The organism is Kamptonema formosum PCC 10802, assembly GCF_000332335.1.
Classification (GTDB): Bacteria; Cyanobacteriota; Cyanobacteriia; order Cyanobacteriales; family Oscillatoriaceae; genus Oscillatoria.
In genome coordinates this window covers 561,379-587,037 of the sequence record NZ_KB235948.1, presented here as the reverse complement: position 1 = coordinate 587,037, position 25,659 = coordinate 561,379, and the positions used below count along the sequence as shown (strand labels likewise).

Genomic DNA, 25,659 nt, shown 5'->3' with positions numbered 1-25,659 from the left:
TATAATCAGCGCCTAGCGGTTTCCGCTACAATTTTCTGATATCAACCAGCCTGAAAATTACATCGGCTTTAGATATGGGCGCGTGCCGGTAAACTGTCCTGGCTGGCGGTTCGGTTGGGGGCTGGGTGTGGGGCGGCACCTGTCGGGTGTCAAGCAACCCGCTCCTCGATCCCCGCTCCGCACGCGAGCTTTAGACAAATTTACTGTTGGGAGCTCTACTATTGCTCTATGTTTTTGAGATTACCTCATTCTTGCGTCACTGAAACCAAAATTGCAGTTTATTTTAACCTTTTTTTTATGTTAGATTAAGCTTAATAAATTACTGCTAAGAATTGCTAACTTTTGTAAGGAACTTGAGAGAGGGGGTGGGAAAAACTGCCGGGGTAACGCGCCAGAGCGGGGGGGCTGGCTGGCGGTCCCGCCCTGGGGAAGGGGCCGGCACTGTTAACATTTCTCCAAATAAGAGTTAAAAAAATTAATACAGCGTAAGAGCGCCTGGGGCGGGTGAGAGGAGGGAGGATGGAATTGCAACTGAAACACTGGCGGGGGAAGGGACTCAAGCGCCGGCTGCCTGGGGTGGCGCTGGCGGTGGCGCTGCTGTGCGGCGGGGGGCAGCCGGCAATGGGGCAGTCAAGTGGCCCGACCGCAGAGGATTTGGTGGCTCAGGGGCTGCAGCTGGTGGTGCGGGGGAAATTAGCGGAGGCGACAGAAGCTTTCCGCCAAGCCGCCGGGCTCGATCCGGGGCTGGCACCGGCCCACTACAACCTGGGGCTGGCGCTGCGCCAGCAGGGGCAATTGCAAGCGGCTGCAGATGCGTTTTACCGGGCGACGCAAGCCGATCCCCGCTTCGCCCTGGCTTATGCGAATCTGGGGGCGGCGCTGCTGGAGGGGAATAACTTAGCGCAGGCGGCGGATTACTTGCAGCGGGCGACAGAACTCGATCCCCAGATGGGATTGGCTCATTACAACCTCGGTTTGGTGCTGGCGCTGCGGGGATCGCTAGAGGAAGCGATCGCCTCCTACAAGCGGGCGATGGAGTACAGCCCCAAAGCGCCAGAGCCGGCATACCATCTGGGGCTCGCCTACCTGCAGCTGGGCAAACTCGACAGAGCCAAAGACGCCTTCCGCAAAGCGATCCAAATCACCCCGAATTACCCGGAAGCCCACTACAATCTGGGTTCCATCCTTTTGACAGAGGGCAAGCTCGAAGACGCTCTCAAATCCTTCCGCCGCGCCTCGGAGGCGAATCCCAACTACGCCAACGCCTACTACGGCGCTGGGATCGTGTTTTTGCGTCAAGGTCGCTTCAGTGAGGCGCAACAAGTCCTGAAATATGCTAAAGACCTCTACACCGCTCAGGGCAACTCCCAGTGGGCTGCCAGTGCCGACCGGCTCCTGCAAGGCGCTGCAAATCCCAGCGCCCCACCAGAGTGACGCGCCGGCTCGTTATATAAAATCCGATTAATTACTTTGCATAAACTTGCCGGCCTCAGCAGCGGGCGGATGTGCCGGCATCATGTATAAACAGGCATTAATTGAGCTGTTTGTGCGTGGGGCAATCTGTGGCGCGGCTCAACCCCGTAACTAGAATAAAGACCAATAAAACGGATATTCTGATTTTTTACTTCCGGCTACAGATTTTTGGCAAGTTTAGGAACTTGGCATCTAGATTTTTCAGAGCATTTCTGTACAATGAAAGAGGTAGGCAGTTAGTGATTTACGTCACAGCCATGCTGTTACCTATCTACCGCCGCACGCCTGAGGGCAGACGGGGGGCTTGTCAATCAACCCTTACTTCGTTCGCCCAAAGTTAAAAAATTATACCCCATCAAGGGCTAGTTTGTCAAGAGTATGACACCTTTAAGTGCGAGGCCAGCTTGAAGCCACTGCTGTTGAGTATGAAACCGGCATATCGAGTAACTGACGCCTTTTGGCGCAAAACTTTACCCAGGAGTAGGGCGGGTTCCCGCAGGGAAGCCGGTGTTCCCAGCCCGAAAAGCCCAGACAGCCGCGATCGGGCAGTCAGGGCAGAGCATTTGTGCGAGCTTTCGGCACCAGTGCCTTTCGATATCACTCCCGAAAGAAAAGCCCTGCAGCTGTTTCTTTGGCGGGCGGCTTTGCGGCATCTGGAAACCGGCAATTGTTTTGACCGGCACTCGGCGTCGCACAGCGCCGGCACCCCCGATTTCCCTCAAGGTGTTGCGGGTAGGGTGGGCGAGCCCTCCGGGAAAGCTGACTGGTTGATCTGGCGGCTGAAAGTGCCCTGATCTAAAGCCAGCCTACTGATGAGAGCGCAAGGGAAGCTCGTGCGTTGAACTCAGCTAACAACTCCGAGGGGCGGTGCTTGCCAAGGCTTGACCTTTCCAGCAGCAGCCAGCTCTATGCCAGGAACAGACAGCCTCACCGGCCAGACATTTGTGGATGTGAATTATAACTATCGAAACAGAGATTGCGATCCCTGGTGAGCGCAACGAGTTGTTGACTGACTCAAGGCAAGAGTGCAACGTGTCCACTCAACTATCTTCAGGGGCATTGCACAGCAAACTTAAGTCTATCCACGTTAAAGCTGCGGGGTTTTTTCCAGTGATTGCCATATCTCTTCGTCCCCAGGAACGTACCTTGGGCACTATTAGCTTTGCCTCTACTCTTTACCTGTGCCCGATTCTGGATCTGCTGCTAGCAGAGATTCCGCCGCAGTGGCGGGCAGAACTCCGGCTAGGACTCCAAGAAGCGCTAGTGAACGCTGCTAAGCACGGAAACAAGCTCGATCCCAGCAAAACTGTAGTCGTTCGTTTCTCTGCGATCGGCGACGAATACTGGTGGGCGATCACAGATCAGGGTGACGGCTTTACCCCTCCGCTCAGCTGCGACTCTGACTACAGCGAGCAGCTGCCCTGCGATGATGGAGAGTGCGGGCGCGGGCTATTTATCCTCTATCAAATTTTCGATCAAGTGCACTGGGACAAACAGGGCACAGAGCTAAGAATCAGCAAAAATGTCGGCAGTCGTTCGAGGCTACCCCTTCTTTGCTAAACAGCCCGAACAGATTTTAGATTTTAGATTTTAGATTTTAGATTGGCGATCCCCCTGCCGTTTCCCCGCTTTTCGGGGGAAGCGACGGGAGGAACCAACAGCCAATTACAATAAGGTCTTTAGCGATCCCGTCCGTGCCCGTGAGTCGGACAGGGCGGCGCGGAGACTGAGCGATCTAGCCAGCCAGCGGCTTGCTGGAGTCTGGGGAGCGCTTCCTCTGGGTTTTCTTTCAGGAGAAAAACCAGAGCAGCAGTTGCTTGCTCGCCGGCTCTCGAGAGCCGGTTAGACTTTAGCCGGTGCCAATCTTTTTCGGTGATGGCTAGCCGCTCTGCCAGGGCTTGCGCTAATTCCAAGGTGCTGAATTCTTGCAAGCTGCGGGTGCTTTGGCTCTCAGCGCCGGCGGTGCAGGTGGCGTGACTTGGCGTGGGATTAGGCATACATTTACATCAGGGATTGGAGATAGGGCATTGGGCAGTGGGCGATGGGGGCAGCGGGCAATGGGGGCATGGGGGCAGCAGGCAATGGGGGCATGGAGTGTTGGATGTTGGGAATCGCCTTCGCCCAGAGGTCAATGCGGTTCATCAACGTAACAAGATATAATTATAATCCAAACTGGTAATATGAACTCGTCTTCAGAACCGCCCCCTGGCGATGGCAGCACCGGCCAGTCAGGCCGAAAAAATCCCGACCGGCAATCAACCGCTGGTGCGGGAGACGACTTGGAGCGATCGCTTGCAGGAGTGGAGCGATCCCTGGAACAGCTCAAAGAGCGCTACGCCCAAATTCAGCGCGACCGGCACCTGCTTCCCGAACTGCAGCAGCGGCAAGAGCAAGTGAAAAAAGAACTGCGCCAGACGCGATCCCCGCAACTTCGAGAAGAGCTGCGGCTCCTGCAGCAAGAGCTCGAATCGATAGAATTTAACCTGGAAAGCAGTCTTGTCAACTGGGGCAGCTTCAAAGAGCCCTTTTGGCAGGCTGTTCGCTTTGCGGGGATCGGCATCTGCATCGGGTGGATACTGAAATCCTGTGCCGGTTAAGGGGAACCCCACCCCCCAACCTATCCCCCTTATCCCCAGAGGGGGCCCCACCTTCCCCGCAGGCGGCTATCCATTGTCGGGTAACGTTTGGGGATTGCACCCCCGCCCCTCCCCTAAGAACCGGACGTGAGTCTTTCGCGCTCATCCGGCTCAAGCCTTACTTCGAGCGATTCCGCTTGGATTTGGAGTGTATCTGCTTGTGGCACGCTTTGTGCAGGTGCTGAAGGCTGTCGGTGTCGTGCCGTCCGCCTTCGGCTACAGGTAGAGCCGCAGTCATATTGGTTAGGACACGCTATGGCCCAATATGATCTGCTGCTATATCAGAGGTTAGGGGCGGGTTTATCGGTGTTGTAGCTGTGTGGCAAAGGTTGTCGGTGTTCCCGCCCCTACATCATGTTAAACCCCAAGTCCTTTCCCTAAGTGCCTACTGCTATACTATGTGATGGGTTTCGATTTCCTCTCCGTTGAACAGTGGTTCGCCACAAATTGGACATTTCCAGTTTTGGTTTTGAGCGATGTTATAATTGCGGGAGTTTTTCTCCCAGTAGCTCTTGCCAGTCTTCTGGTGGCGTTTATCCCAGTATTCTCTCAAGGAGGGGTCGTCTGGTGACGCTTCTCCCTTCGGCGTTCGATGGGGGTGCTCCCAGGGCAAACGCATCTAAATTTTTTTGACAAAAGTCCAATCTCTCTGCCACGGACAAAGCTCGCCGATGACTTGACAAAACAGTCGAGGTATGGTAAAAGAGGGAGAAGGCGAAAAAATTTCGTGCTTTTGTGCTATCATGATCTGAGACAGATTGCTCCTACGGAGCAGCTACGAAGCGCGAGATAGTTTTTGGGCCCACGAGCCGAAGTCTCATGAAAATAAAGCCTAAACTTACTATTTCCGACTTTTTTGTAGATGTCACAGATCCAAGGGTAGACCGAAAGAAAGAGTATAAATTGATAGATATAATTACGAGAGGTATCTGTGCGGGAATTCCCGGTGCCGATACTTGAGCCAGATGCGCATGAGCCCCATAAGCCATGTCATTAATGTCTTAACCAATATGATCTGCTGCTATATCTCTCTAACAGCCGTGCTGTAATTCAAGTCAAAAAGACCCGTTTTGTAGGATTTATAAAAATTAGATGCGTTTGCCCTGCAGACTTTAAGCTAGCGGGCTAGTTTCTGGCGATATTTTTATTTTAAATAAGCAATAATTGTTGAAATTAAAGAGCTAAAATCCTACTGGATATTAGCTCTAGCAGTATGCACTTAGGTTCGTACATTTCGGCCTTTTTTGCACCCCCGCACTCCTGCTCCTATTGTTCTAAACCATATTACTGCTGGGATATAGACGTAGGGCAGGCGTCCCGCCCCCCCTGAAGGGTTAATGTCCTAATCTAAGTGGCTACTGCTAGAGCAAGTATCTATTTATAGCAGCAGTCATATTGGTTAGAACAATAGAAGCTTCGGGAGCGCTGGAGCAAGGGAGGCCGGAATGTAGGTTTCCTAAATGCTTACTGCTATATAGACGTAGGGCAGGCGTCCCGCCCCCCCTGAAGGGTTAATGTCCTAACCTAAGTGCATACTGCTATAACAGCCGTGTCGGAATTCAAATCAAAAAAGACCCCTTCTGTATGATTGCTACAAATTAGATGCGTTTGCCCTGGAGCCCCCTCTGGGGATAAGGGGCATAGGTTGGGGTGCCGGGTTCTTCCCCTGTGGCAAGATGCCCAATGCCCCACACAGCTATTGCACCTGACTAGCCATAAAAGCCTCAACCAGTTTCAGCGTATTTTCCAAACTAGCCACCAGCTCATCCGCCCCCTGCAAATTTTGCTCCCGCGCCTGCATTTCCAGCGTCTTAGCAGCTGCCTGCATAGAGGGCACCCCCACATTGGAACTCGCACCTTTCAGCTGGTGCGCTTGCGACACAACCGTCTGGAAATCATTGGAATGCAGCGCTTGCTTTATCGCAGCCAGCTTAGCTGCCGCATCCGCCACAAAAGCTTCCAAAAGCTCCCGCTGAAACTCCACATCCCCGCCAGAAACACCATTCAGGCGCTTCATATCCATGAGCTCTCCCACAGCTATGTCGGGAACAGAAGACTTGCTGCTTGCCGGCATCCCAGATGAGCTACTTGAGCTACTCTCGCTCTCAGGTGGAGTCTGGGAGCTAACCCCAGCCGGCTCCACCGGCTCTTTTGCCTGAGAGCGCTCCTCCTGCCGGCTCGACAGGCTCTTTTCCCAGCGATCCAGAGCCACTCCCAAAGCCGTCATATCCACCGGCTTGCTGAGATAGTCATCCATTCCCGCCGCCAGACACCTTTCCCGATCGCCCTTCATGGCATTCGCCGTCATAGCAATCACCACCGTGTGCCGGTCCGCGCCTTCCCGCTTGCGCAAAACCTCCGTCGCCCCGTAGCCATCCAGCACCGGCATCTGGCAATCCATCAGCACAATATCATACTCTTTTTTCTGCAAAATGTCAAGCGCTTCCTGACCGTTGCCGGCACAATCTGCCAGATAGCCCAACTGCTTCAGCTGGTTGATCACCACCTTTTGATTAATCGCATTATCCTCCACCACCAGAATTTTCAAATTCCGGCGCTTCACACTAACTTGGGGGGGCAGAGTGGTGGGAGGTTGCGGTTTAGAACTGGAAGGGCTGGTAATCGGGGGGCGAGATTTGGGCATTTGAGAATTTTGAAAATTTCTGCCCCCAATCTCATTCCTTGCCGGTCTAGCCAGCGCCGTTACCAAAATATCAAACAGCCGCGACTCCTTCACCGGCTTAATCAAATAATCCCCAAAACCCGCCTTGCGGATGCGCTCCGCGATATCCCGCTGGCTCAGAGAAGTCATCACCACCAGCCTCGTCCGCGCCAGCGTTGGATCGAGCAAAATCGACTTGCAGAGCTTTTCGCCGTCCATCTGGGGCATTTGCATGTCCACCATAGCGATATCAAACGGCTGTCGGGCCGCCACAGCCCCCCTGAGAGCCTTGAGCGCTTCCAGTCCGCTAGACGCCTCGCGGACGCGCATCCCCCAACTGGAAGCCATATACGCCACCGAGAAGCGATTCGTAGCACTATCATCTACCACCAAAAGTGTCACACCGGCTAGCTCAGTGCGGGATAGTTCACCCTCCGAATTCGGGCGCGACGCCGGTTTGCCCAAGCGAACCGTAAACCAGAACGTAGAACCCTGACCCACCTTACTTTCCAGGCCAATTTCCCCGCCCATCAGCTCCACCAGCTGCTTGCTGATCGCCAGCCCCAAGCCGGTGCCCCCGTACTGGCGAGTCGTGGAAGCGTCAACCTGAGAGAACGACTGGAACAGCTTGTGCAAATCCTCCTCTGAAATGCCAATTCCCGTATCCGTCACCCGGAAAAAAATCGTCGCCTCCGTCGGCGTTTCCGATTGCAAAGACGCCTGAACAACCACCTCCCCCAAAGCGGTAAATTTAATAGCGTTCCCGGTCAGATTCATCAAAATCTGGCGCAGGCGAACCGGGTCGCCGGTGCATTTTCTCGGCACATCCGAGTCAATCCATCCCATCAGCTCTATCCCTTTCGCATCTGCCGGCGTAGCCAGCAAATCCACCACATCTTCCAAGCAACTGCTCAAATCGAACTCGATATTTTCCAGCTGCATCACACCGGCTTCCAGCTTAGAAAAGTCGAGAATATCATTAATCACCCGCAGCAAATTCTGACCGCTAGCCTGAATCGTCTCCACAAAATCCCGCTGTTCCGCAGTCAGTTCGGTTTTCGCCAGCAATCCCGCCATCCCCAGCACCCCATTCATCGGCGTGCGAATTTCGTGGCTCATATTCGCCAGAAATTGCGATTTGATCCGCGAGGTCGCGAGCGCCACTTCCCGCGCTTCCACCAGCGCCGCCTCGTAGCGCTTGCGCTCGGTGATGTCGCGCACCACAGTGCCGATGCAGAGGGGTTCGCCGCTTTGGGGGTGGCGGACGAGAAAAATATTCATCTGCACATCGATGGTTGAGCCGGTCTTGAAGTGACGCAACTGGCCATCTCCCAGCCAGTGGCCAGTCTCTCGGGCTGCCGGCAAAGCTGTGTCTCGCAGCAGCTTCCAAGTTTCCGGCGTGCAGCAGTCGCGAATGTTTATGGAAAGCAGGTCGCCGGCACGGTCAATCCCCACCAGGCTGCGTCCGGCTTGATTGAGAAACAGCACTTTCCCCACCAGTGAAATCATGCCAATAAAGTTGCTGCTATGCTCCACCAGCAGTGCCAGCTTCTGGCGCTCCTCTTCCGCCAGCTTGCGCTCGGTAATGTCGCTGGAAATCCCATCGATGCGAATCGCTTTGCTGCTACCGGCTTCTCTGACCACGCGAGCCCGGTAGCGCAGCCAGCGCACCTCCCCAGACGGGCGCAATATCCTGTATTCCATATCAGCGCTGCCGGCTTTCAGCATCGTAGAAGTCAGCTGCGCCACTCGCTCCCGGTCTTCCGGGTGCACCACTTCCAGCCAGAGGTTGCGGTTTCCCAGGAATTGTGATACTGGCCGGCCATACACTTGCTGCGCAGCCGAATTCATGTAAAGCAGCTCCCAGTGTTCTGCCCCAACCGACCAGACCACATCTTGCAGCGACCCCAGAATGCTGTCCAGCCGCTCTTGGTTCTGCTGCAAGGATTCCAGCAGCTCGGTTAGATGCAGCACCTCTTCTTGCAGAGACATGACATGCAGTTTCTCTTCCGTGATGTCGCGCCCGACGGCTTGGACTTCCACGAGCCGCCCACCGGCATCAAAAATCCCCCGGTCTGTCCACTGGAGCCAGCGGACTTTCCCATTGCCTATCGCGATCCGGTGTTCGCAAGTCACGGCAGGCACCTCCGGGCTCAGCGCTCGGAAGTTCTTGGCCACCATCTCCCGGTCTTCTTCGGGAATCGCCGGCATGAAGCAGTGACCGACAAGAAAAGCCGGCTGGCTGTCGAAATGCCGGTAGAAAGCGTCGTTGGCGTATGTCAGGGTGCCGTCGGGCAGAAAACGGCAAATCAGTTCAGTTTGGTCTTCGACCGTGCGGCGGTAGCGCTCCTCCGATTCCCGCAACTGCGCCAGAACCCGCACCCGCTCCCCGATCTCAGCGGCGATGAACAGCACTGCCGGCTGCCCTTCAAATTCAATAGCGCTCGCTGTCAAGTCAACCCAGCGCTCCTCACCCCCAAAAAACGTCAAAGTTTTCCCCAGCAGCTGGACTTCCCACCGGCACGGCGCAGAAGGGCCAACCCGTTCCACCCGGTGGCGGAAGTCAGGATGGATTATATCGCGCAATTGCATTTTTTGCAACTCTTCTGCCGTCGGGCCGGCGATCGCTTCCGTGGCGGGATTGACGTAGAGGAATTGCCCCTTTTCGCCACAGATAAAAATCGCAGCCGCACTGGTTTCTGCCAGTGTGCGAAACAGGGCTTCCGATTTGGCTGCCTCCGGCTGCACCGGCAGCGGGAAAGCGATCTCGGCAAATGTCACCCAACTCCAGAGGGGGCGACCTTCCCCATCCCGAATCAGGGAAGCAGTTACTGTCACCCAGAGAATTTCTCCGTTTTTCTTGACATACCGGCTATTTGTGGTATAATTTGAAATTTCACCCCGAAAAAGCTGTGCGGCGAGTTGGGTGCCGTCGGGGTCTTCTGGGCCGGCAAGTTGAGTGAGGGTGAGCTGGCTCAGCTCAGCTTCGGTATAGCCCAGCATCTGGCAGAGCGCATAGCTCACTCTCACGAACCGGCCATCGGAGCCGGTGATGGCCATAGGGATCGGCCCCTGTTCAAAAATCTCGGCGAGTGGGGGCGTCGGTGCTGCCGGCTCCCCGATCTCTGGCGCTTGCGGGACTTGTGCCGTCTGTGCGTGGCCCGGGCCAATGCCGGTGTCGCGGGCAAAAACACAAGCGTAAGTAGAGGCGTTGAACTCCATATAGTTAACGGTCAGCTCCACCGGCACAAGGTGGCCATCGCCCCCTCCCCCCCCAGGGGAAGGGGCAGACAGCCTGCGGCACAGCAGGGATTCCAGGGTAAAGGAAGCCAGCCCCTCCCCTGCCGGTGCCGCAGAGAAACCAGCTCTCTCCCGAATAGCAGCGTCTAGCGTCCGGTCGAGGTCAGAGACGCTCATGGCCAGAAGTTCATCCCGCTGACAGCCGAGCAACCTGAGAGCGGCGTCGTTGACATAAAGGAACCGGCCACCCTCACCGATCCAGAAGATGGCTTCTGCGCTGGTGTCTGCAGAAAATTGTGCCAGCTGAAGGGCAACTTCCGCCGGCAGGCGCTGTGCAATTTCAGGTTGTAGAGACGCGACTGGGCGTTCTACATCTGTCGTCTGCACAGCTTCCAGCTGGGCGGAAAGCTCCCGAACCCGGATTTCCAACTCGCTGTAGGCGTCTGTCAGAGACGCCTCTGTATTAGCGCGGTCGCACGCTTCCACCGACAGGGCCAGGAAATCGGCGAGACAGGAGGCAAAGCACTGCTCTTCGAGGGCCCACCGGCGGGGGCTGCCTTCGTGGTGCAAGCAGATGACGCCGACAAAGACGCCACATCTGAGCACAGCGGCATCCAGCGCCGAGGTAATGCCAAAGGGGGTGAGATGGGACCCGGAGAGCTCGCGGGTTCTGGGATCGGAGCGGACGTCACCGGCAGCGACAATCCGCTCTTTGGCCAGCGCCTGGAAATAAGCGGGACAGTCCGCTGCTGCCAGAATCCGGCCTTGTGAGTGGCGACCGGCACCGAGCTCGTACAGGTCGAGGCAGAGCAATTTTAGATTTTGGATTTTAGATTTTAGATTGTTGGGCTGTCCGTTTGACGCGGCAGTTTCCTCTGCAAAACTTTGGCGTTTTTTGGCCGTTTCCCCCCAGGAATAATCCTCCTCAGAGGGCAGCCGGCGCGACAGTGAGGAGAGGAAATCGCTCAGCAACCACACGCTGGCACGCTGCACTTCCAGGGTGCGGGCGGCTGTTTCTGTGATGTCGCGCAGCAGCACCTGCAGGTTTCGGCTCTCGCTCGCCCGCAGTGCCAGTTCCGCCAGGACTTGGTTGAAGAACGCTAGGCGTCTCTCACTTTCAGCCAGCAGTTCGGTCGGTTCGGCAGGGGGTGAGGGGTGGGGGTTGAGGAGCGGTAAGTTTTCCGCACCGGAGAGGGCGGGGGCGGGTCGGTCGGCGATCTCCGTTTTGTGGCTATTATTGCTGGCTGAACCGGCCCCTGCTGGGGGGGCGGCTTTGTCCGCGTTTTCCGTTTTGCCTTCCGCACCGGCTCGTGGGGGCTGTGCTGGGGTTTGGAAGGGGGAGGTGAGCGCGGTCAGTCCCAGGACGAGCAGGGTGACGGCGAAGCTCAGTGGCCAGAGGGAGTCGTAGCTCACCGGCCAAGAGGTTTCTAAGATAAAGGAGAAGGTTGTCCCCTCACCGTGGCTGTAGCTCCAAGCGACTGCTGTCATGCCGGTGTAGATCAGTCCGCTGATTGCGGCTGCCAGGAACAGGACGCTGCTGAGTTTTGAGTTTTGTAAACCTGATATTAAGGATTTGGGTGAGGCGTTTTGCCTTTTGTCTGACTCATTCAAGGGGTCGAGAGGGGAATTTTCACTAGCACCGGCCCCCCACAAGGCCACACTGGACAGGCCAATGGCGAGTCCGAAGGAAAGCAGCACCAGCAGCAGGTTGCACTTGCCGGTTAGGTCGCCCCGGATGGCGGCTAGGCCCAAGTAGTGGGTGCCGGCAATGGCCAGTCCCAAGCTGAAGGATGAGGGGTGAAGGCTGGGGGCGGAGGCGGCAGAGGGGGGCGGGTTTACCGGCGCTCTCCCCTTTGTGGCCAGTGTGTCGGGCGAACCCGCCCCTACAGGGGTTCCCAAAAGGGCAGCGGCGGATGCCAGCACCGCCACCAGCACCGAGAGGGCCACGGTGAGGATGTCGTAGGAGACGGGTGCCGGTGCGCGGAAGGCCAGCAAGCCGGTGAAGTGGGACGCCCAGATGCCGGTTCCCATCGCCGCCGCACGCGAGAGCGTTGCGCCGGCAGAAGGATTTTCCTGGCGCTTGGCTATCAGATCCAGGGCTGTGTGCGACGCCAGCACAGCAATCAGGATGGAAAGCGCTACTAGGCGCAGGTCATAGGTGCCGGTCAGCACCACCACGTCGGTATGGCTCATTGGCTTGCACTCCGATGCCGGTGTTTACCCTTTATAGCTCTGCCTTATCTATAGCTGACGCACCGCTGCTCATTGATGAAGTTTTTGTAAACTTCGCAAAAGCTTTTATAAAGCAATTAACCGCGCCCGTTCCTCCGGGAAATTACTATCTTTACAGCCCGAAGTCACCGCCGGCAGCGATTGCTATTTCTATATTATTAAATTGAAGGAAGAAATGAAACTGTTTGCTGGGCGTGGGACGTGGGACATGGGGCGTGGGGCGTGGGGCGTGGGGCGTGGGGCATGGGGCGTGGGGCATGGCGCATGGGGCATGGGGCATGGCGCATGGGGCATGGGGCATGGGGCATGGCGCTGGCTCATTGACCCAAACAGTCAATCCAAAATCCATGCATCCATGCATCCAAAATCCCCAATGCCCCATCGCCCCACCGCCCACTGCCCAGCGCCCAATTCCTGATATCAATTGTGAATTTTGAAGTCATTGATAACCGGCTTTCACCGCTGATAACTTCTGCCCACACCTCCGAAACTTTGATGAATTAATTCAACGGATATTTTTCTGAGGGAATGCCCGCAGGTGTTGCGCTCCGTCACCTGTCAGGTTTGTTCTCCCCTCAATTCCCTCTGGGTGATTGACGATTGTGCCGGTGGTGGCGGGCTGGCGCGGCCAGGGAAGTCAAATTTTCTTATATCCTATTAATTGCTAATCATTAAGGCTGTCTGCCGCTCTGCAGGGGCGGGAGATACCCGCCCGCAGGACCGGCATTTTTGATGTGGGTTCAAGCGAAAATAAGATTAGATCGACAAGCTGAGCTGGGAGCCGTTCTGGGTTTTTATCACCTCGATGCGGGCTTGGAAAGCCTCCTTGAATTGAGAGATGTGGGTGACGGTGAGGATGCAAGCGAACTCAGGGGCGATCGCATTAATAGCGGCAATCAAGCGCTCGCAGCCTTCGGCGTCTTGGCTGCCAAAGCCCTCATCCACAATCAGCATTTGCAGGGCGGTGCCCGACCGGTGAGCCAGCAAGCGGGAGAGGGCGAGACGGATGGAGAAGTTAATCCGGAACGCTTCCCCGCCGGAGAAGGTTTCGTAGGGGCGAGTGCCCTTGGCGTCGCCAATCAGGATATCCAGGGTTTCAATCACCTTCGATGAGCCCCGCTTGCTCTTGCCGGCACGCTGGGTGAAAAACTGGACGTGCAGTTGGTGGCCAGTCAGCCTGGACAGAATCTGGTTGGTTTCCGCCTCCAGCTGGGGCAGCACGTTCTCAATCATCAGCGCCTGGATGCCATTTTTGCCGAAAGCCGCCGCCAGCTCCTGGTAGATGCGCTGCTGTCTGCCGGCTTCTTGCAGCTGTTGCCGCTGCTGTCGCAACTGCGCCTGGAGCTCGTCCAGGTGCTGCTGCTGCTGTTGCAGGCGGCCCAAACTGGCGAGCTGGCTGTCGAGTTGAGCTCGCCGCGCCGATATCTGCTTTTCCAGCAGGGAAATCTCCTGTGCCGCGTCGGGGGTTTGCTGCAGCTGCCGGTTGAGGCTTTCAATCTGCTGTAGCATGGCTTGCCGGTCAAGGGTGAGCGCCTGCAACCGCTGAGCCAGCTCGCCGGCACGCTGCTGCAGCTGGGGGTATTCCTCCCGGGCGGCGAGCAGTTGCTGGTAGCGAGCCAGCCAGGTTTGGGCCCGGGAGCGCGCCGCGCGCAGGGCGTCGTGCTCGCGCCGGTCGTAGTTCAGCTCGCTGAGGTGCCGGTCGAGGGAGGCAATTTGCCTGGAAAATTCGGAAGCGGTTTGCTGCTGCTGCAGTTCGCGGCTGAGCTGAGCAATAATGCCCTGCAGCTCTGGCTTGCGGGCGTTGAGTCGAGCCAGGGACTTGGTGGCGGTCCTGATTTCCGCCAGCTTGATTTCCGCCCAGCGCCACCGGTCGGCTTGCCCTCTGGCGAGAGCGTGATCTTTCTCATCGTAGCTCCGAAGCTGCAACTGCCAGTCGAGCTGCTGCAGTTCCGCGACTAAATGGGGGGAGTAGGAGCCTTCCGCCAGCAACCGCTCGATTTGATCTTTCTCCGCCGCCATTTGCTGCAGCCGGCACCGGTCTGACTCCGTGGCGTCCAGTTGCGCTTGCAAGGAGCCCCGCCGCTCCCGCAGGGTTTCATAGCCAGCCAGTTCCTGATTCAGCTGCGCGTACTCCGCCCGCAAGACTTGAATCTCGCGCTCGGAAGTGGCAAGCTGCTCGCGCAGCACCCACAGCTGGCTCATCACTTCTTCCTGTTCAGCGCGATTTTTTTGCACCACTAAGTTATAGTGCTCTTCGTCTAGGGGCCGGTCGCACAGGGGACAGGTGGCGTCGGGCACCTGCAGCATCTGAAGTTTCTGATCCAGTTCCGCCAGTTTAGTCTCACAGTCTCGCTGGTGGGCTTGCAGCCGTTCCATGAAGCTGCGGCGCTCCAGTCCTTTGTCCCGCACCCGCTGCTGGTAGACGCGCTTTTTGTCTAAAGTTTCGATTTGAGTTGCAATTTCGATGGCGGCTTGCTGCAGCTGCGTGCCGCGCTGCTGCTGGAGTTGCAGCTGGTGGGCGGTGGCGTAGAGCTCTTCGAGGCGGGCGCTCAGGCGCGCGCCGGCGCGGTCGATTTCGGCACACAGCTGGTTGCGCCGCTGCATCAGGGGGGCAACTTGGGTTTGCAGTTCGTCGAGAGAAGCGAGCCGGTGGCGAGCTTGTTGCAGTTGCGCCATGCCGGCTTCCACTTCGGGGGCGTGTTTGAGGGTTTGCTGAATTTCTAGCTCTTGCTGCTGCAGGGCTTCGAGCTGGGCTTTTGCGCCGGAGAGCTTTCTCTCGAGGGAGGAGATGTGCTCGGCGAGCTGCTGCTGGAGTTTCTGGCGCTGTTCTTGGATGTCTTGCCAGGTTTGAAATTTGGAATTTTGAAGGTCTTCGAGGCGCTGCAGCTGCTGGAATTCGGCGTAGCCGGCAGCGATGGCGCTTTCCTGGCGCAGCAGGGCTTCTAGCTCTTGCTGCCGCGAGCGGGTCGCGGCGATCTCTCGCCCGATGCGATCGCACTCACCGGCAAGCCCGTCGTGTTGCTGCCGGTGCCAGGTGAGTTGCTGCAGCCAGGTTTGCCGGCTGTGCTGGAGGCTCTGCAGCTGCTGCAGTTTTTGCCTGCCGGCATCTTGTTGCCCCTGCAGGCCGGCGATGGTATCTTGGAGTGCGGCTAGCTGAATGCCTAGGTCTTCGCTGGAGTGCAGCTGGGCTTGAACCGACTGCAAGCTCTGCTCGAGCAGTTCTACCTGACCTTTGAACTGGCGCGACCGGTCTTTGGCTTGCTCTGCCAATTCGTCGTAGTGGTTGAGTTTGAGCAACTCTGCTAATATTTCTTTGCGCTCGTTGGGGCGCTTGAGCATGAATTCGTCGGCTCGACCCTGACGCAGGTAGGCAGAATTGATAAAGGTGTCGTAGTCTAGTTTTAGGTGTTGGAGGATTTTGTCCTGGGTTGAGCGCAGACCGCGTTCGGTTAAGGGGCGAAAGTCGGTGGGGCACTCGTTGGCGTCGGTCGCCGTTGCGATTTGAAATTCCAGGGAGGAGGTCTGACCTCTCTGTCTGGCTCTGATCGCGCGGTAGATTTGGTCGCCGATTTGGAAGATAAAATCTACCCGGGCATCTTTGGCACCGGCATGGATGATGTCGTCTTCGGAGACGGCGCGGCTCTCCCCCCACAGACACCAGCCGATCGCTTCTAGCAGGGAAGATTTTCCGGCTCCGTTGGGCCCGCAGATGCAAGCGGTGTGCAGTCCGCGAAACTCCAGAGTGGCTTCGCGGTATGACAGGAAGTTTTTTAAGGTGAGCTGGTGGGGAATCATAAGAAAGTGGAAATTAGAAGTTCACAAGGAACAAGCGCTGTTTGTCTGCCTGCGTTTTGAGTTTTGCCTGAGGTGCCGGTTTTGCCTTCCATACTGCCCTTGCACTCTATCCCTTCAAGTTTCTATTGTGGGCTAGTCTGGGCAAGTCTGACCGCAGTGAGGAGGCTGTGTTTACAATTTTTTACAATTGGGGCGGCTGCGAGATTGCATGAAATTCTCCTGAGGGGGCGGTGGGGGAGCCGCGCAGCAAGCGCGGGAAGCCGGTAGGGAGCGTCCCGTTTTTGTAAATTTCCGCAGCAGTAGTCGGGTGCGTTCCCCTTGGGAACGCACCCGACCCGCAAGGAAGAAGGAAGGGGGAAGAAGGAGCGGATAGGAGTTGCTCCTCCCTCTTTGGGTGGAGGAAGGGTGAGAGGAACTCTCCACTTCCCCCTCTCCCCCATCCGGTACGTCGCGTCCCACAGGTGACATCGGCTTTTTCGCGATCCGGTTTCTCCCCGGGCTGTGCGGGGAGCTGCCAAACATGCTATAGCAGTATTCACTTGGGTTAAAACAGTAGGACAGGCGAGACGCCTGTCCTACGCCTTTTATTAGGACAGTAGGACAGGCGAGACGCCTGTCCTACGCCTTTTATCCCCAGGCCACTGATGTCCTAATCAATATGACTGCTGCTATATTAGAGGAAGGTGGGGTGCGTGTTCACCCCGAAAAATCGGCTAAAAATCTTTACAGTCGAAAGGTGTGCCTGCTTATATGGAGAGGGAAGGATGAAAGGGTTTGGCTACAGCCGTGAAAAGCAATTAATCGCCAAGGCGATCGAAACTCGCAACCGGGAAGTGGTGACAAAGATAGTGCCTGAAATCAGGCAGCGCCTGTCAGATAGACAGATAGCAGGGCTTTTTTTCGAGGTAGCATCAACACTGCCTGCCGGTGACAGGTTGTGGGTGTTGGGGAGCCTGCTGCCAAAAGATACATGGGCGGACTCGTTACCCGAGATATTGACAGGCCTGTACGACTTTTTCAGCGAGCGCGGGTTGAAGGCGGGAAGAGACTTCGGCAAGAATCCTGAGGGTGAGGGGGTGTGGGTGAATCGAGCCGCAAGCGAGCCGATGCTGGCAGAGTTACCGGATAGCTTGCGAGAAGTGTTCGAGGCGTTGATGAAGGGGAATCTGCTATTGATTCAAGATGAGTCGCCGGTGGAGGCGCTCGAGAAGGAGCTGGGGGTGCCTTTTGCGGAGAATCTGGTGCGGCGGATAGAGCAGCGACTGCCCACTCTGACGGATGGTCAGGCTGCTACTTACTTGAACAGCATTTTTGAGGGGGTAGAGAAGCGTACCGGCATCTGCATAGGAGATTTCTTGTGGGAGGAGATGCCTCAGGACAAGCGTTTGCTCAAAATCTTCAAGCTGCAGCGGCAGGGGAAAAGCGAGCCAAACATCGACTGGATTCGGGATCTGATCTGTGCGGCGGGAGGGGAGTCAGAAATACGCCCCCATCCGGAAAAGCCGCACAAGCATATTCTCAGCCTGCGGGCGATAGAACTGTTCGACAGGGTTTGTAAAGCTAAGGAATCGCTCCGTTCTGTAATGGCGAGGAAGGCGGTGGAGAACCCACCGCAACCGCAGGAGTAGCCGGCTGCTGCGATCGCTCCTTGCGCAGTGCGCTATTCTCTCGTTCCCACACGAGCGTGTGGGAACGCAATCTGCCGGCTCCGCCGACTTTCAACGGCAAAGTAGGTTAAAAGCCTAACAGCTTAACCCACCGTGCCGATAGGCAGAGAAGTGCTTTTTTGTCAACCATCGGGAGAATAATTTTAGTGCCGGAACGCAATCCTTGCTGCTTGTCAGCCGCCCGCTTGCGCCACAACAGCGCTTGGCTGCTGATTCCCTTTCCGGCTTTTTCTGATTAATCAACGGGATTATATAGCGATTCTCAGTTAGATTAACTATGGCCCAGAAACCCGGTTTCTTAAAGAAACCGGGTTTCTCAGTACCTCACTAATATGAGAGACGATATATCACAAATTGGTGATGTTCAGGACAATTGCCAGCGCCCTAGTGATTTCTTGCATAGCTGTGTCAGAAATCCGTCCCAGCTGTCGCACCAGCCGCTGTTGGGAGACAGAGCGAACTTGAAAAGTATCTGCTGCTGAGAGCTTGCTTAAGCCATTCTCAGCAGTGGGTTCCAGCCGCACCATCCAAGGGACTCCTGAAAAGACATCGTTCCAGCTTGTAATCGGAACAATAATTTTTAGCCGTAAACTGCCAATTTCATCATTATTGACGATAACTGCCGGAGGAGTTTTGGCGATTTCATCTCCAACTGTGGGGTCGGGGCTGTACAGCCAGATGTCACCTCTACGCATAATCTTCGTACTCGTAAAAATTTTCCGTGCTCAGGTCGTTTAAGGCAGTTAGCTCACTGCCAGGTTCGTAATACGGGCGCATAAGATCAGCCGCTGCTGCTAAGCTTAGCTTTCCCTCAGCTTCGAGCTTGGCTTTCTGTTCTATCTCTTCCCGCATCAACCGGGAGGCGACTTCGATGATTTCTAGACGATCTTCGGCTGTCAGCTGCTTGAGTGCTTCTAATATTTCAGTTTTTGTCATGGGTTCATCTCATGGAACGCGGGGGCGGTTCCTCTTGTTTATTATTATATCTCAACTGTGAAGTTTGGCAAGCACACCGGCTTGTGGGGGCGAGGGAATGCCCTCTGCGCGAGATTCACGGGCAAGATGGCAGGAGTTGCACAGGCAAGAAGCCTGTGCTGCAATAGCCAGCTGAGATGCCGGTGGGGAAATAGGAATTGAACCGCCACAGACGCGCTTTCTCGGCTTCCCTTAGGGCAGACGCAGAGGGCGCAGAGAAGAGGGGAGGACAATTCCTATAGTGTATCAGCCAGAGAAACTATCTACGAGGTGAAATTCGTCGGCTCGCTCGCTCAGTTTCTGACTGGCCACACCGGCTTGAGCAAAAACGATGACTTTTTTTCCCCTGGTTTGCAGAAAGCGAACTGACTTTATGTAGTCCCCATCGCCGGTGACAAGGATGACTGCAGTCAGAGAGGGGTTCTTCTCAACCTCGCTCTGACAGTCAGCCATCAATTTTTTATCGACACTGTTTTTGGCGCTATCGGGGACATCAATACAGTCAAACCCGAGATCGGAGAGAACTTTTTCAAATTTCTGGGATGCCAAACGCCATTTGGCGTAAGCCCTTTGAGTGCCGGCACACCCGCGAGAGTTAGCGAAGTTCATCAGCCGCTTGGCTTGATCAGGGGTGGCTTTGATGTTCTCACAATCCCAATAAATCGAGATTAGAGGTTTTGGCTGCGTGGTTGGCCATTCAGTGGCTTGGTGAAGTTTTGTTTTCATAATGAATTAGTGGGAAGCTAAATGCTGTTATGGCGGGAATGGTTGCAGTGGTAGCAGGCGAGTCGCAGGTTTTCGATGGCGTTGGTTCCGCCATCGCGCTTGGCACGCAGATGTTCGATGGTCATTTGTTCGCGGGTGAGGTGCTTGCCGCAATAGCAACAGTAGGGGCCATACTGGGCGATGAGTCTTTCCCTTTTGTTGCGCTTTGTCTTGGGTGTCATGTTGGCCATATTCACGGCTCCTGTTTCAGGTTAAGTGCCATTTCCACTATCGGGCAGAATCTCTAGGGCTGTGTCTGCGTAAGGGTTCTGGACTGTGTTTCTTATGTCCGTTTTATGTGTGACTTCTGAGCGTGGGTGTAAAATAGGCAAAAAGTTGTAACTGTGATATGGCTAAACAGGTAGGGGTAGGGCGCTCACTGAAAGCATCGACCGAGGGCATCAATCGCGCCAACGGCGCTCTGCTAAGGTTTCCGACTAAAGGACACTTGGCAGATGAGCTGCAAATGTCTCGCTCAACAGTCCAGAAATTTTTTGCCGGTAAACCTGTTCAACGGGAAAACTTCCACAAGATTTGCGAAAAACTGGAACTGCCTTGGCAGGAGATTGCCGATTTACCCAAGGATGCTGCACCGGCACCGGCTGAGGAGGTGCTGGACACCGGCACCGGCATCGACGCCCTGGTGCCAGAGGTGCGCCGGCGCTGTCACGACAAGATCCAATCCCTGTGCGGGACAATGCGGATGTTGAACGTTGCCCAGCCGGTTGAGATAGATCACCTTTATATTGATGTCAACATTCTCAACCAGCCCACCAGCTCCATACCGCTGGAGAAGTCTCAATTGCCGCACGTCCCAAACCCAGATACCGAGGAGTTTTACCGCTTTGGCCTCGGGCAGGTGCGCCAGCCACGAGTGCCGGCGCTGGAGGCAGTGGCCACATACCCCAAGCTGATGATGCTGGGCAAACCTGGTTCTGGGAAAACCACCTTTTTGCAACATCTGGCTGTTGAGTGCAACAAGGGCGAGTTTCTGCCTGACCGCTTGCCGGTTTATATCCGGCTGAAAGATTTTGCAGAGGATGCCGGTGATACCGGCGATTTCAGCTTATCGAACTACATCGGCAAAGATTTGGCTGTGTGTGGCGTCTCAGCACAACAAGTCGAAACTTTGCTTGGGGAAGGCAAAGCCTTGATGTTGCTGGATGGCTTGGATGAAGTGCCACAGGAACAGGCTCAGCTCAAGAAAGTCCTGAAAGAAGTTCGCCGGTTTGCTGAGAAATATTTCGACAATACGCTGGTTATCACTTGCCGCATTGCCGCCCAAACACAGGGTTTTCAGGGATTCACCGATGTAGAGGTGGCAGATTTTAACTCCCAGCAAATCGAAGCCTTTGCCAAAAAGTGGTTTGTGGCAGTGGGCAATAATTCTGAAGAGGAGGGGCGAGACAAGGCAGCTCAGTTTTTGGGGAAGCTGCAACGGCCAGAAAACAAGCAAATCCGCGAACTGGCAGTCACACCTATTTTGCTAAATCTGACTTGCTTGGTTTTCCAAGCCAATGCCGATTTTCCCTCGAAACGCTCCAAGCTGTACGAGCAAGCACTGGACATTCTGCTGGTCAAATGGGATGAAAGCAGAGGCATTGAACGGGATGAAGTTTATCGCAATTTGACAGTGCCACGCAAGCGCAAGCTGCTGAGTCAGCTTGCAGCCATCACCTTTGAACGGAACGAATACTTTTTTGAGCAAGACACCATCCAGCGACTGATCGCGGACTATCTCCGCACCTTACCGGATGTCAAGACTGACCCTGAAGAATTGCAACAGGAGAGCAGGAATGTCCTGAAAGCGATTGAGGCTCAGCACGGGTTATTGGTAGAGCGAGCGATGGGAATTTATTCCTTCTCTCACCTGACGTTTCAAGAGTATTTCACCGCCAGAGAACTTGTTGCGTGTGCTAAGGCAGAGACTTTAAAATGCCTGCTTTTTGAGAGACGCTGGCGCGAGGTGTTTTTGCTTGCCGGTGAGATGTCGTGGCAAGCTGAACCCCTGCTGCTGATAAAGGAACAAATCGATGCGTTCGCTGCACGCCATGAGAAATTGCAGCAGGTTCTCCAGTGGGTAAGCCAGAAATCCCGTTCAGTTGAGGGGCGCTACCAACCTGTGGCTGTTCGCGCTTTTTACCTTAGTATTGTCCGTGTTCTCGGTCTTGTCCTCGCCAGTGTTAATCAAAACAATAAAAATCATAAGTTTTATAACTATGCCTATTGTTTGGCCCGCGCCCGCACCCTTGCCCGTGAAAAAGCTGCCGGTGTCCTTGACTTGGCTTTTGACGTTGACCTTGACATTGTACTTGCCCGTATCCTTGCGCTTAACCTTGAACCTGAGCTGAGTCAAACACTGCAACAAATCCAAGATCCAATCCCTGACCCGGATAAAGACAAAGAAGGATTTAAGCAATGGTGGGAGACTGACGGTAAAGCATGGATTGAGCAATTAAGAACGGTGAGGATTCCGGATTTGAACATCAGTCACGATGAGGAGTTCAGCAAATCTCTGAAAAAACCGCTTGAGCTGTACTATGACCTCAATAAGTACCTGGTGGATTGCCTTAAGAACAGTTGTGATGTGCCTTCAGAAGTGCGACAGCAGATAGAGAACACCTTATTACTGCCCCTCCCGGAAAAGCACCGGCCACGACCGTAGGGTCTGACCCCTGGGAGGTATGACCCCTCTGGTGCGCCCGCCCTCAGGGCGTTAAGCTGCGATAAACTGTAAGAGTGCTGAACGTCATATCAGCCGCCGGCACAGCGCCCGCCTGCCCGAAATGGCCCGAAAGCTGCCGGTGTGGCAAACGAGCAACGAGGGAAATTATGCACGCACACTCATCAAATATTAGGCAAAACCGCCGGGAACTTCCTGCAGACTATGCGTCTGTAAGGAAAGTTCTATTTATCTTAGGCGAATTGAGCGAGCGCGATCTCGATTGGTTGCTCGCCACCGGCACCCGCCAGGAAATCCCCGCCGGCACCGTCCTCATCCAAGAAGGAGAGCCCATCGATGCCCTTTACATCGTACTCGATGGCACCTTAATGGTTTCTATCGCTGCTCTCGCAGGTAGAGAGATATCCAAAATCGGCTGCGGCGAAGTCTTGGGAGAAATGTCCTTTGTGGACGAGCGCCCGCCGGCTGCTACAGTTAAAGCGATTGAAAATACTGTCGTGCTGGCCATTCCCAGACAGCTACTGGCAGAAAAACTTGAACAGGATGTACTTTTTGCCCTCCGCTTTTATCGGGCGATCACCAAATTCCTTTCCAACCGACTGCGCGGTGCAGTCAATTGGTTCAGCGATGACAGAGACTTGCCACTCCATCAAGAAACCCGAACCGGCGAACCGGCAGGGCAGCCTCCAGATGACATGGCTTTGGCCACGGCCAGATTTGACCACATCCTCAACCGCCTGAAGGGCAATTAACAATTAACAACTCACAATTAACAATCAACTATCAAAAAAGACAGCTGTGCCGGCACATCCGCCATACAGCCTTTGGGCCGGCCAGTGATGCCAGCAAGCCACAATTATTGCCAAAATCTCTTTTTTTGCCGGAGAAAAATATCCAGTCTGCTGGCCATCGCTGTGCCAGGGTGAGGGGCGGGGCAAGCTCACACCTAAAGTTGCCCCTTAAATATAGCCGGTAAACCCGCCAATACTTGCCGGGGAAGAGGCGGGTTGCCTCACACCGAAAGCTCTGCCTTGAAAAGGTTCGTAGTTGGGCTTTAGCCCAACCGTTGCCCCGCGCCCACGCCAAGTTTTCATCGGTGGCGGTGCGCGCAGTTCCGAAGCGACTGCCTTAAATATAGCCGGTAAACCCGCCAATACTGGGCAGGGGATGGGCGGGTTTGCTGCAGTCCTTAGCTGTCTGACAGCGATTTGGGGTGCCCCCGTCCCTACAACGAGATCGAGGCAACAAACCGTGAGATGAATCGTCTTATCTCAGAGCCTGATAATTGCCCATAATTCACTTGTCTCCTTCCCTCCCGAAACGGCACCGCGCCGTTCCGGGGACACAGGTCTATTAATGAATCCGCCTTATCGGCACATCCGCCTTCAAATCCGTGCTGTGCGCCTCCCCCCTCCCCTTAATGACAGGTATTCCAACAGACGTGATATAGCGCGTCAATAACCTTCGGGGAAATTTCAGAAACCCGGTTTCTTAAAGAAATCGGTTTTCTGGGCCCCCAGCAGTTGCGCCTGTCATTTAGAACTGCTATATCAGTCCTCTGCCATTCCCCGTGAGTAAATTTTATCAGCCCCCTGTCCTGCGACTGCCGGCTAGCAAAAGGCAGATTCCACCGGCAGATGCGAGATTGAGTTGACTTGTGTTACACTTATTAAGAAGAGCTTGAGGCAGCCCTCTTCTAGAGACGGGATAAATCGCGTCTGGATCTTTTGGGAGAGACGCGATAAATCGGGCCTGTATCGGGGGAAGGAAAAATGAATCAGGAGCAACTCACCGGAATTGATAGGACAGGCGGGACGGGTGCGGGAATCGCAGGCACCAGCCACAGCCAAAATCCCTGCTGTCAAAGACAGGCGAGACGGCTGTCTTGCCGTCCCACAAACGTCAGAGAGAGCGGGGGTGAGAGGAAGACGGTGAGCCGGCAGGGATTAGAGGTAGAGGGGGCGAGACATCCAGCACTCACCAGCGCTCCCCCGAAATGCAACCAGCCGGCCTGCCTAGAAATACAAGCTAAAAAGCGATCTCTTAGGAATCAAGAACTCGGGGGGAACATTTTCAGCGATTTTCATGTCTAATTAAATACGAGCTAAGCAAAACTTGCTCCAACAACACAGGCGTCTCCCAAGGGAGCTATCTATGTTCAAGCACAATAAATGGCAATCTAAAACAGCCGTACTGATGGCACTGGCAATGAGTGCCGCAGCCGGTGCGCCAATGCTGGCATCAGCGCCGGCGGCGGCGAAAGGCAAGCCCTACCAGACCGGGCAGTGGAACGCACCGCGCCCCACCTATTCAACACTCAGCGTTCCTTCTGGGACGGTGATTCCAGTCACTTACAAAGAGGGAGACAAAATCCTTCTTAAGCGGGACGAAACGATGCGTCTCACCCTGCAAGTGGCCCAAAACATCACATCTCCCTCAGGAACCATTTTGATCCCAGCCGGCAGTGACATCGTGGGGCAGCTGCAGCCGGTGAGCGACGGCTCTCAGTTTGTGGCCCAAGAGCTGGTGCTGCCCAATGGCCGGCGCTTGCGGTTCGACGCCCGCTCTCAGGTGGTAACAAAAACTGAAAAAGTTGACAGGGGTGCCAGTACCGGTCAGGTGTTAAAAGGTGCCGTCATCGGTGCGGCAGCCGCCACTGCGATTTCAGCCATCACCGGAGATCGCGCCATTGCCACTGAAGAAGTCCTCGGCGGTGCCGGTCTCGGTGCCATCGGCGGGCTGGTGTTCGGTCGCAAAAAAGTCGAGCTGATCAGCATCAATCCCGAAAACGACTTAGATCTGACCTTGCGCTCTCCCTTGGCCCTCCGCTAGTGCCGGAGCACAGCGCCGGCACTCGCCGCACTCGCCCCAAAATTGAACCCAGATAGACAATCGGCAATGGCACAGACGCCGGGGCACCCCCTTGTGGGTGCCCCGATATTTTTTTTCAGGGCAAGTGCCCGCAGCACCCAGTCGCCCCAAGGCCGGCCCACTATAACAGTAGGCACTTAGGTTCGTACATTTCGGCCTCTTTTGCACCCCCCCACTCCTGCTCCTATTGTCCTAACCCATATTCCTACTGGGATATAGACGTAGGGCAGGCGTCCCGCCCCCCCTGAAGGTCTAATGTTCTAACCTAAGTGCATACGGCTATATCTCCCAGTAACGCCGCTCTCTTCTTTGGCTAAAGACCCATTCTCTAAGGAATCTAATTTCTTGACGGCCATCGGTAAAAACTCGCTTAAATTTTTTCCACTGAGAGGCTCTAACGCTTTGCTCGGGAGGAAGTCAGACTCCGTAATTACTTCTAATTGCCACAACATAGGGAAGATTCATCTCTTCTAAAGCGGCGATAAATCTGCTGTTGCTTTCTCCATACAAGCTGTCAGCTAGCACTCTTTCTATTTCAAATCCCATCTCTCGGCACTGATGGAGCAATTCAACAGCTATTTCTGGCTTACTTTTGTAAACATTTCCTGGTTGGAGGCGCTTTCTCGGCTTGTACACTTCAAAAATTAGGGGGAAAGTTAT

21 protein-coding genes are annotated in these 25,659 nt (G+C 55.2%); 11 read left to right on the top strand and 10 right to left on the bottom strand.

The window, feature by feature from the left end:
- The first annotated feature begins 519 nt into the window (after window positions 1–519).
- The 3 genes from OSC10802_RS0102540 to OSC10802_RS0102530 all read left to right on the top strand — a co-directional run bounded on the left by OSC10802_RS0102540 (window position 520) and on the right by OSC10802_RS0102530 (window position 3,033).
- Complete coding sequence (locus tag OSC10802_RS0102540; RefSeq protein WP_017715213.1) at window positions 520–1,434, top strand: tetratricopeptide repeat protein; 915 nt, start codon at window positions 520–522, stop codon at window positions 1,432–1,434.
- Between the two features lie 443 nt (window positions 1,435–1,877).
- Window positions 1,878–2,267 (top strand): hypothetical protein, encoded by a 390-nt coding sequence (locus OSC10802_RS0102535; RefSeq protein WP_155967329.1) that lies wholly within the window; start codon window positions 1,878–1,880, stop codon window positions 2,265–2,267.
- 316 nt (window positions 2,268–2,583) lie between these two features.
- Window positions 2,584–3,033, top strand: coding sequence for an ATP-binding protein (locus OSC10802_RS0102530; RefSeq protein WP_026098105.1), 450 nt, complete (start codon window positions 2,584–2,586; stop codon window positions 3,031–3,033).
- A 119-nt stretch (window positions 3,034–3,152) separates the two neighbouring features.
- Here the strand turns inward: OSC10802_RS0102530 and OSC10802_RS38405 are convergent, their stop codons facing one another.
- Window positions 3,153–3,470: a DUF6439 family protein gene (locus OSC10802_RS38405; RefSeq protein ID WP_017715210.1), complete on the bottom strand. Its 318-nt coding sequence runs from the start codon at window positions 3,468–3,470 to the stop codon at window positions 3,153–3,155.
- 183 nt (window positions 3,471–3,653) lie between these two features.
- Here OSC10802_RS38405 and OSC10802_RS0102520 point away from each other — a divergent pair, with 183 nt between their 5' ends.
- Complete coding sequence (locus tag OSC10802_RS0102520) at window positions 3,654–4,070, top strand: sll0565 family protein (protein WP_017715209.1); 417 nt, start codon at window positions 3,654–3,656, stop codon at window positions 4,068–4,070.
- Window positions 4,071–4,227: 157 nt separating this feature from the next.
- Here OSC10802_RS0102520 and OSC10802_RS48650 read toward each other — a convergent pair whose 3' ends face one another.
- Together OSC10802_RS48650 and OSC10802_RS43855 are read right to left on the bottom strand one after the other, a co-directional pair.
- Window positions 4,228–4,347, bottom strand: a complete 120-nt coding sequence (locus tag OSC10802_RS48650) for an HNH endonuclease (RefSeq protein WP_155967327.1) — start codon at window positions 4,345–4,347, stop codon at window positions 4,228–4,230.
- Between the two features lie 1,458 nt (window positions 4,348–5,805).
- Window positions 5,806–12,204: a PAS domain S-box protein gene (locus OSC10802_RS43855; protein ID WP_017715208.1), complete on the bottom strand. Its 6,399-nt coding sequence runs from the start codon at window positions 12,202–12,204 to the stop codon at window positions 5,806–5,808.
- A gap of 214 nt (window positions 12,205–12,418) precedes the next feature.
- On the opposite strand from OSC10802_RS43855, the gene OSC10802_RS52525 reads away from it, so the two are divergent.
- The gene (locus OSC10802_RS52525) at window positions 12,419–12,661 is read left to right on the top strand and encodes a hypothetical protein (RefSeq protein WP_198525048.1); all 243 of its coding nucleotides are present in this window, start codon (window positions 12,419–12,421) and stop codon (window positions 12,659–12,661) included.
- Window positions 12,662–12,999: 338 nt separating this feature from the next.
- Here OSC10802_RS52525 and sbcC read toward each other — a convergent pair whose 3' ends face one another.
- On the bottom strand, window positions 13,000–16,038 hold the full coding sequence (sbcC, locus tag OSC10802_RS0102500; RefSeq protein WP_017715206.1) for an exonuclease subunit SbcC: 3,039 nt from the start codon (window positions 16,036–16,038) through the stop codon (window positions 13,000–13,002).
- A gap of 658 nt (window positions 16,039–16,696) precedes the next feature.
- Here sbcC and OSC10802_RS55395 point away from each other — a divergent pair.
- Together OSC10802_RS55395 and OSC10802_RS0102495 are read left to right on the top strand one after the other, a co-directional pair.
- The gene (locus tag OSC10802_RS55395) at window positions 16,697–16,828 is read left to right on the top strand and encodes a hypothetical protein (RefSeq protein WP_255349111.1); all 132 of its coding nucleotides are present in this window, start codon (window positions 16,697–16,699) and stop codon (window positions 16,826–16,828) included.
- Complete coding sequence (locus tag OSC10802_RS0102495; protein ID WP_017715205.1) at window positions 16,803–17,666, top strand: hypothetical protein; 864 nt, start codon at window positions 16,803–16,805, stop codon at window positions 17,664–17,666. The genes OSC10802_RS55395 and OSC10802_RS0102495 overlap by 26 nt, the downstream gene beginning before the upstream one ends.
- Window positions 17,667–18,052: 386 nt before the next feature.
- On the opposite strand, the gene OSC10802_RS0102485 is transcribed toward OSC10802_RS0102495, so the two are convergent.
- The 4 genes from OSC10802_RS0102485 to OSC10802_RS45715 all read right to left on the bottom strand — a co-directional run bounded on the left by OSC10802_RS0102485 (window position 18,053) and on the right by OSC10802_RS45715 (window position 19,636).
- Window positions 18,053–18,400, bottom strand: a complete 348-nt coding sequence (locus OSC10802_RS0102485) for a type II toxin-antitoxin system PemK/MazF family toxin (protein ID WP_017715204.1) — start codon at window positions 18,398–18,400, stop codon at window positions 18,053–18,055.
- On the bottom strand, window positions 18,393–18,641 hold the full coding sequence (locus tag OSC10802_RS0102480; RefSeq protein ID WP_017715203.1) for a hypothetical protein: 249 nt from the start codon (window positions 18,639–18,641) through the stop codon (window positions 18,393–18,395). The genes OSC10802_RS0102485 and OSC10802_RS0102480 overlap by 8 nt, the downstream gene beginning before the upstream one ends.
- A gap of 285 nt (window positions 18,642–18,926) precedes the next feature.
- Window positions 18,927–19,406 (bottom strand): NYN domain-containing protein, encoded by a 480-nt coding sequence (locus tag OSC10802_RS38390; RefSeq protein ID WP_017715202.1) that lies wholly within the window; start codon window positions 19,404–19,406, stop codon window positions 18,927–18,929.
- Between the two features lie 17 nt (window positions 19,407–19,423).
- Complete coding sequence (locus OSC10802_RS45715) at window positions 19,424–19,636, bottom strand: HNH endonuclease (RefSeq protein ID WP_071593263.1); 213 nt, start codon at window positions 19,634–19,636, stop codon at window positions 19,424–19,426.
- Window positions 19,637–19,794: 158 nt separating this feature from the next.
- On the opposite strand from OSC10802_RS45715, the gene OSC10802_RS0102465 reads away from it, so the two are divergent.
- The 4 genes from OSC10802_RS0102465 (at window position 19,795) to OSC10802_RS0102445 (ending at window position 24,960) form a co-directional block, all read left to right on the top strand.
- A complete protein-coding gene (locus OSC10802_RS0102465) occupies window positions 19,795–22,110 on the top strand; it encodes an NACHT domain-containing protein (RefSeq protein ID WP_017715200.1) in 2,316 nt (771 codons plus the stop codon).
- Window positions 22,111–22,277: 167 nt separating this feature from the next.
- Window positions 22,278–22,880, top strand: a complete 603-nt coding sequence (locus OSC10802_RS0102460) for a cyclic nucleotide-binding domain-containing protein (protein ID WP_017715199.1) — start codon at window positions 22,278–22,280, stop codon at window positions 22,878–22,880.
- A gap of 1,020 nt (window positions 22,881–23,900) precedes the next feature.
- On the top strand, window positions 23,901–24,221 hold the full coding sequence (locus OSC10802_RS48645) for a hypothetical protein (RefSeq protein WP_026098101.1): 321 nt from the start codon (window positions 23,901–23,903) through the stop codon (window positions 24,219–24,221).
- A 61-nt stretch (window positions 24,222–24,282) separates the two neighbouring features.
- On the top strand, window positions 24,283–24,960 hold the full coding sequence (locus tag OSC10802_RS0102445) for a TraB/TrbI/VirB10 family type IV secretion system protein (RefSeq protein ID WP_017715197.1): 678 nt from the start codon (window positions 24,283–24,285) through the stop codon (window positions 24,958–24,960).
- Here OSC10802_RS0102445 and OSC10802_RS0102440 read toward each other — a convergent pair.
- Entirely contained in the window at window positions 24,957–25,136 is a 180-nt protein-coding gene (locus OSC10802_RS0102440; RefSeq protein ID WP_026098100.1) for a hypothetical protein, read from the bottom strand. The genes OSC10802_RS0102445 and OSC10802_RS0102440 overlap by 4 nt on opposite strands.
- Before the next feature lie 280 nt (window positions 25,137–25,416).
- The coding region (locus OSC10802_RS47340; RefSeq protein WP_232731603.1) for a transposase at window positions 25,417–25,659 on the bottom strand (243 nt) is incomplete at its 5' end.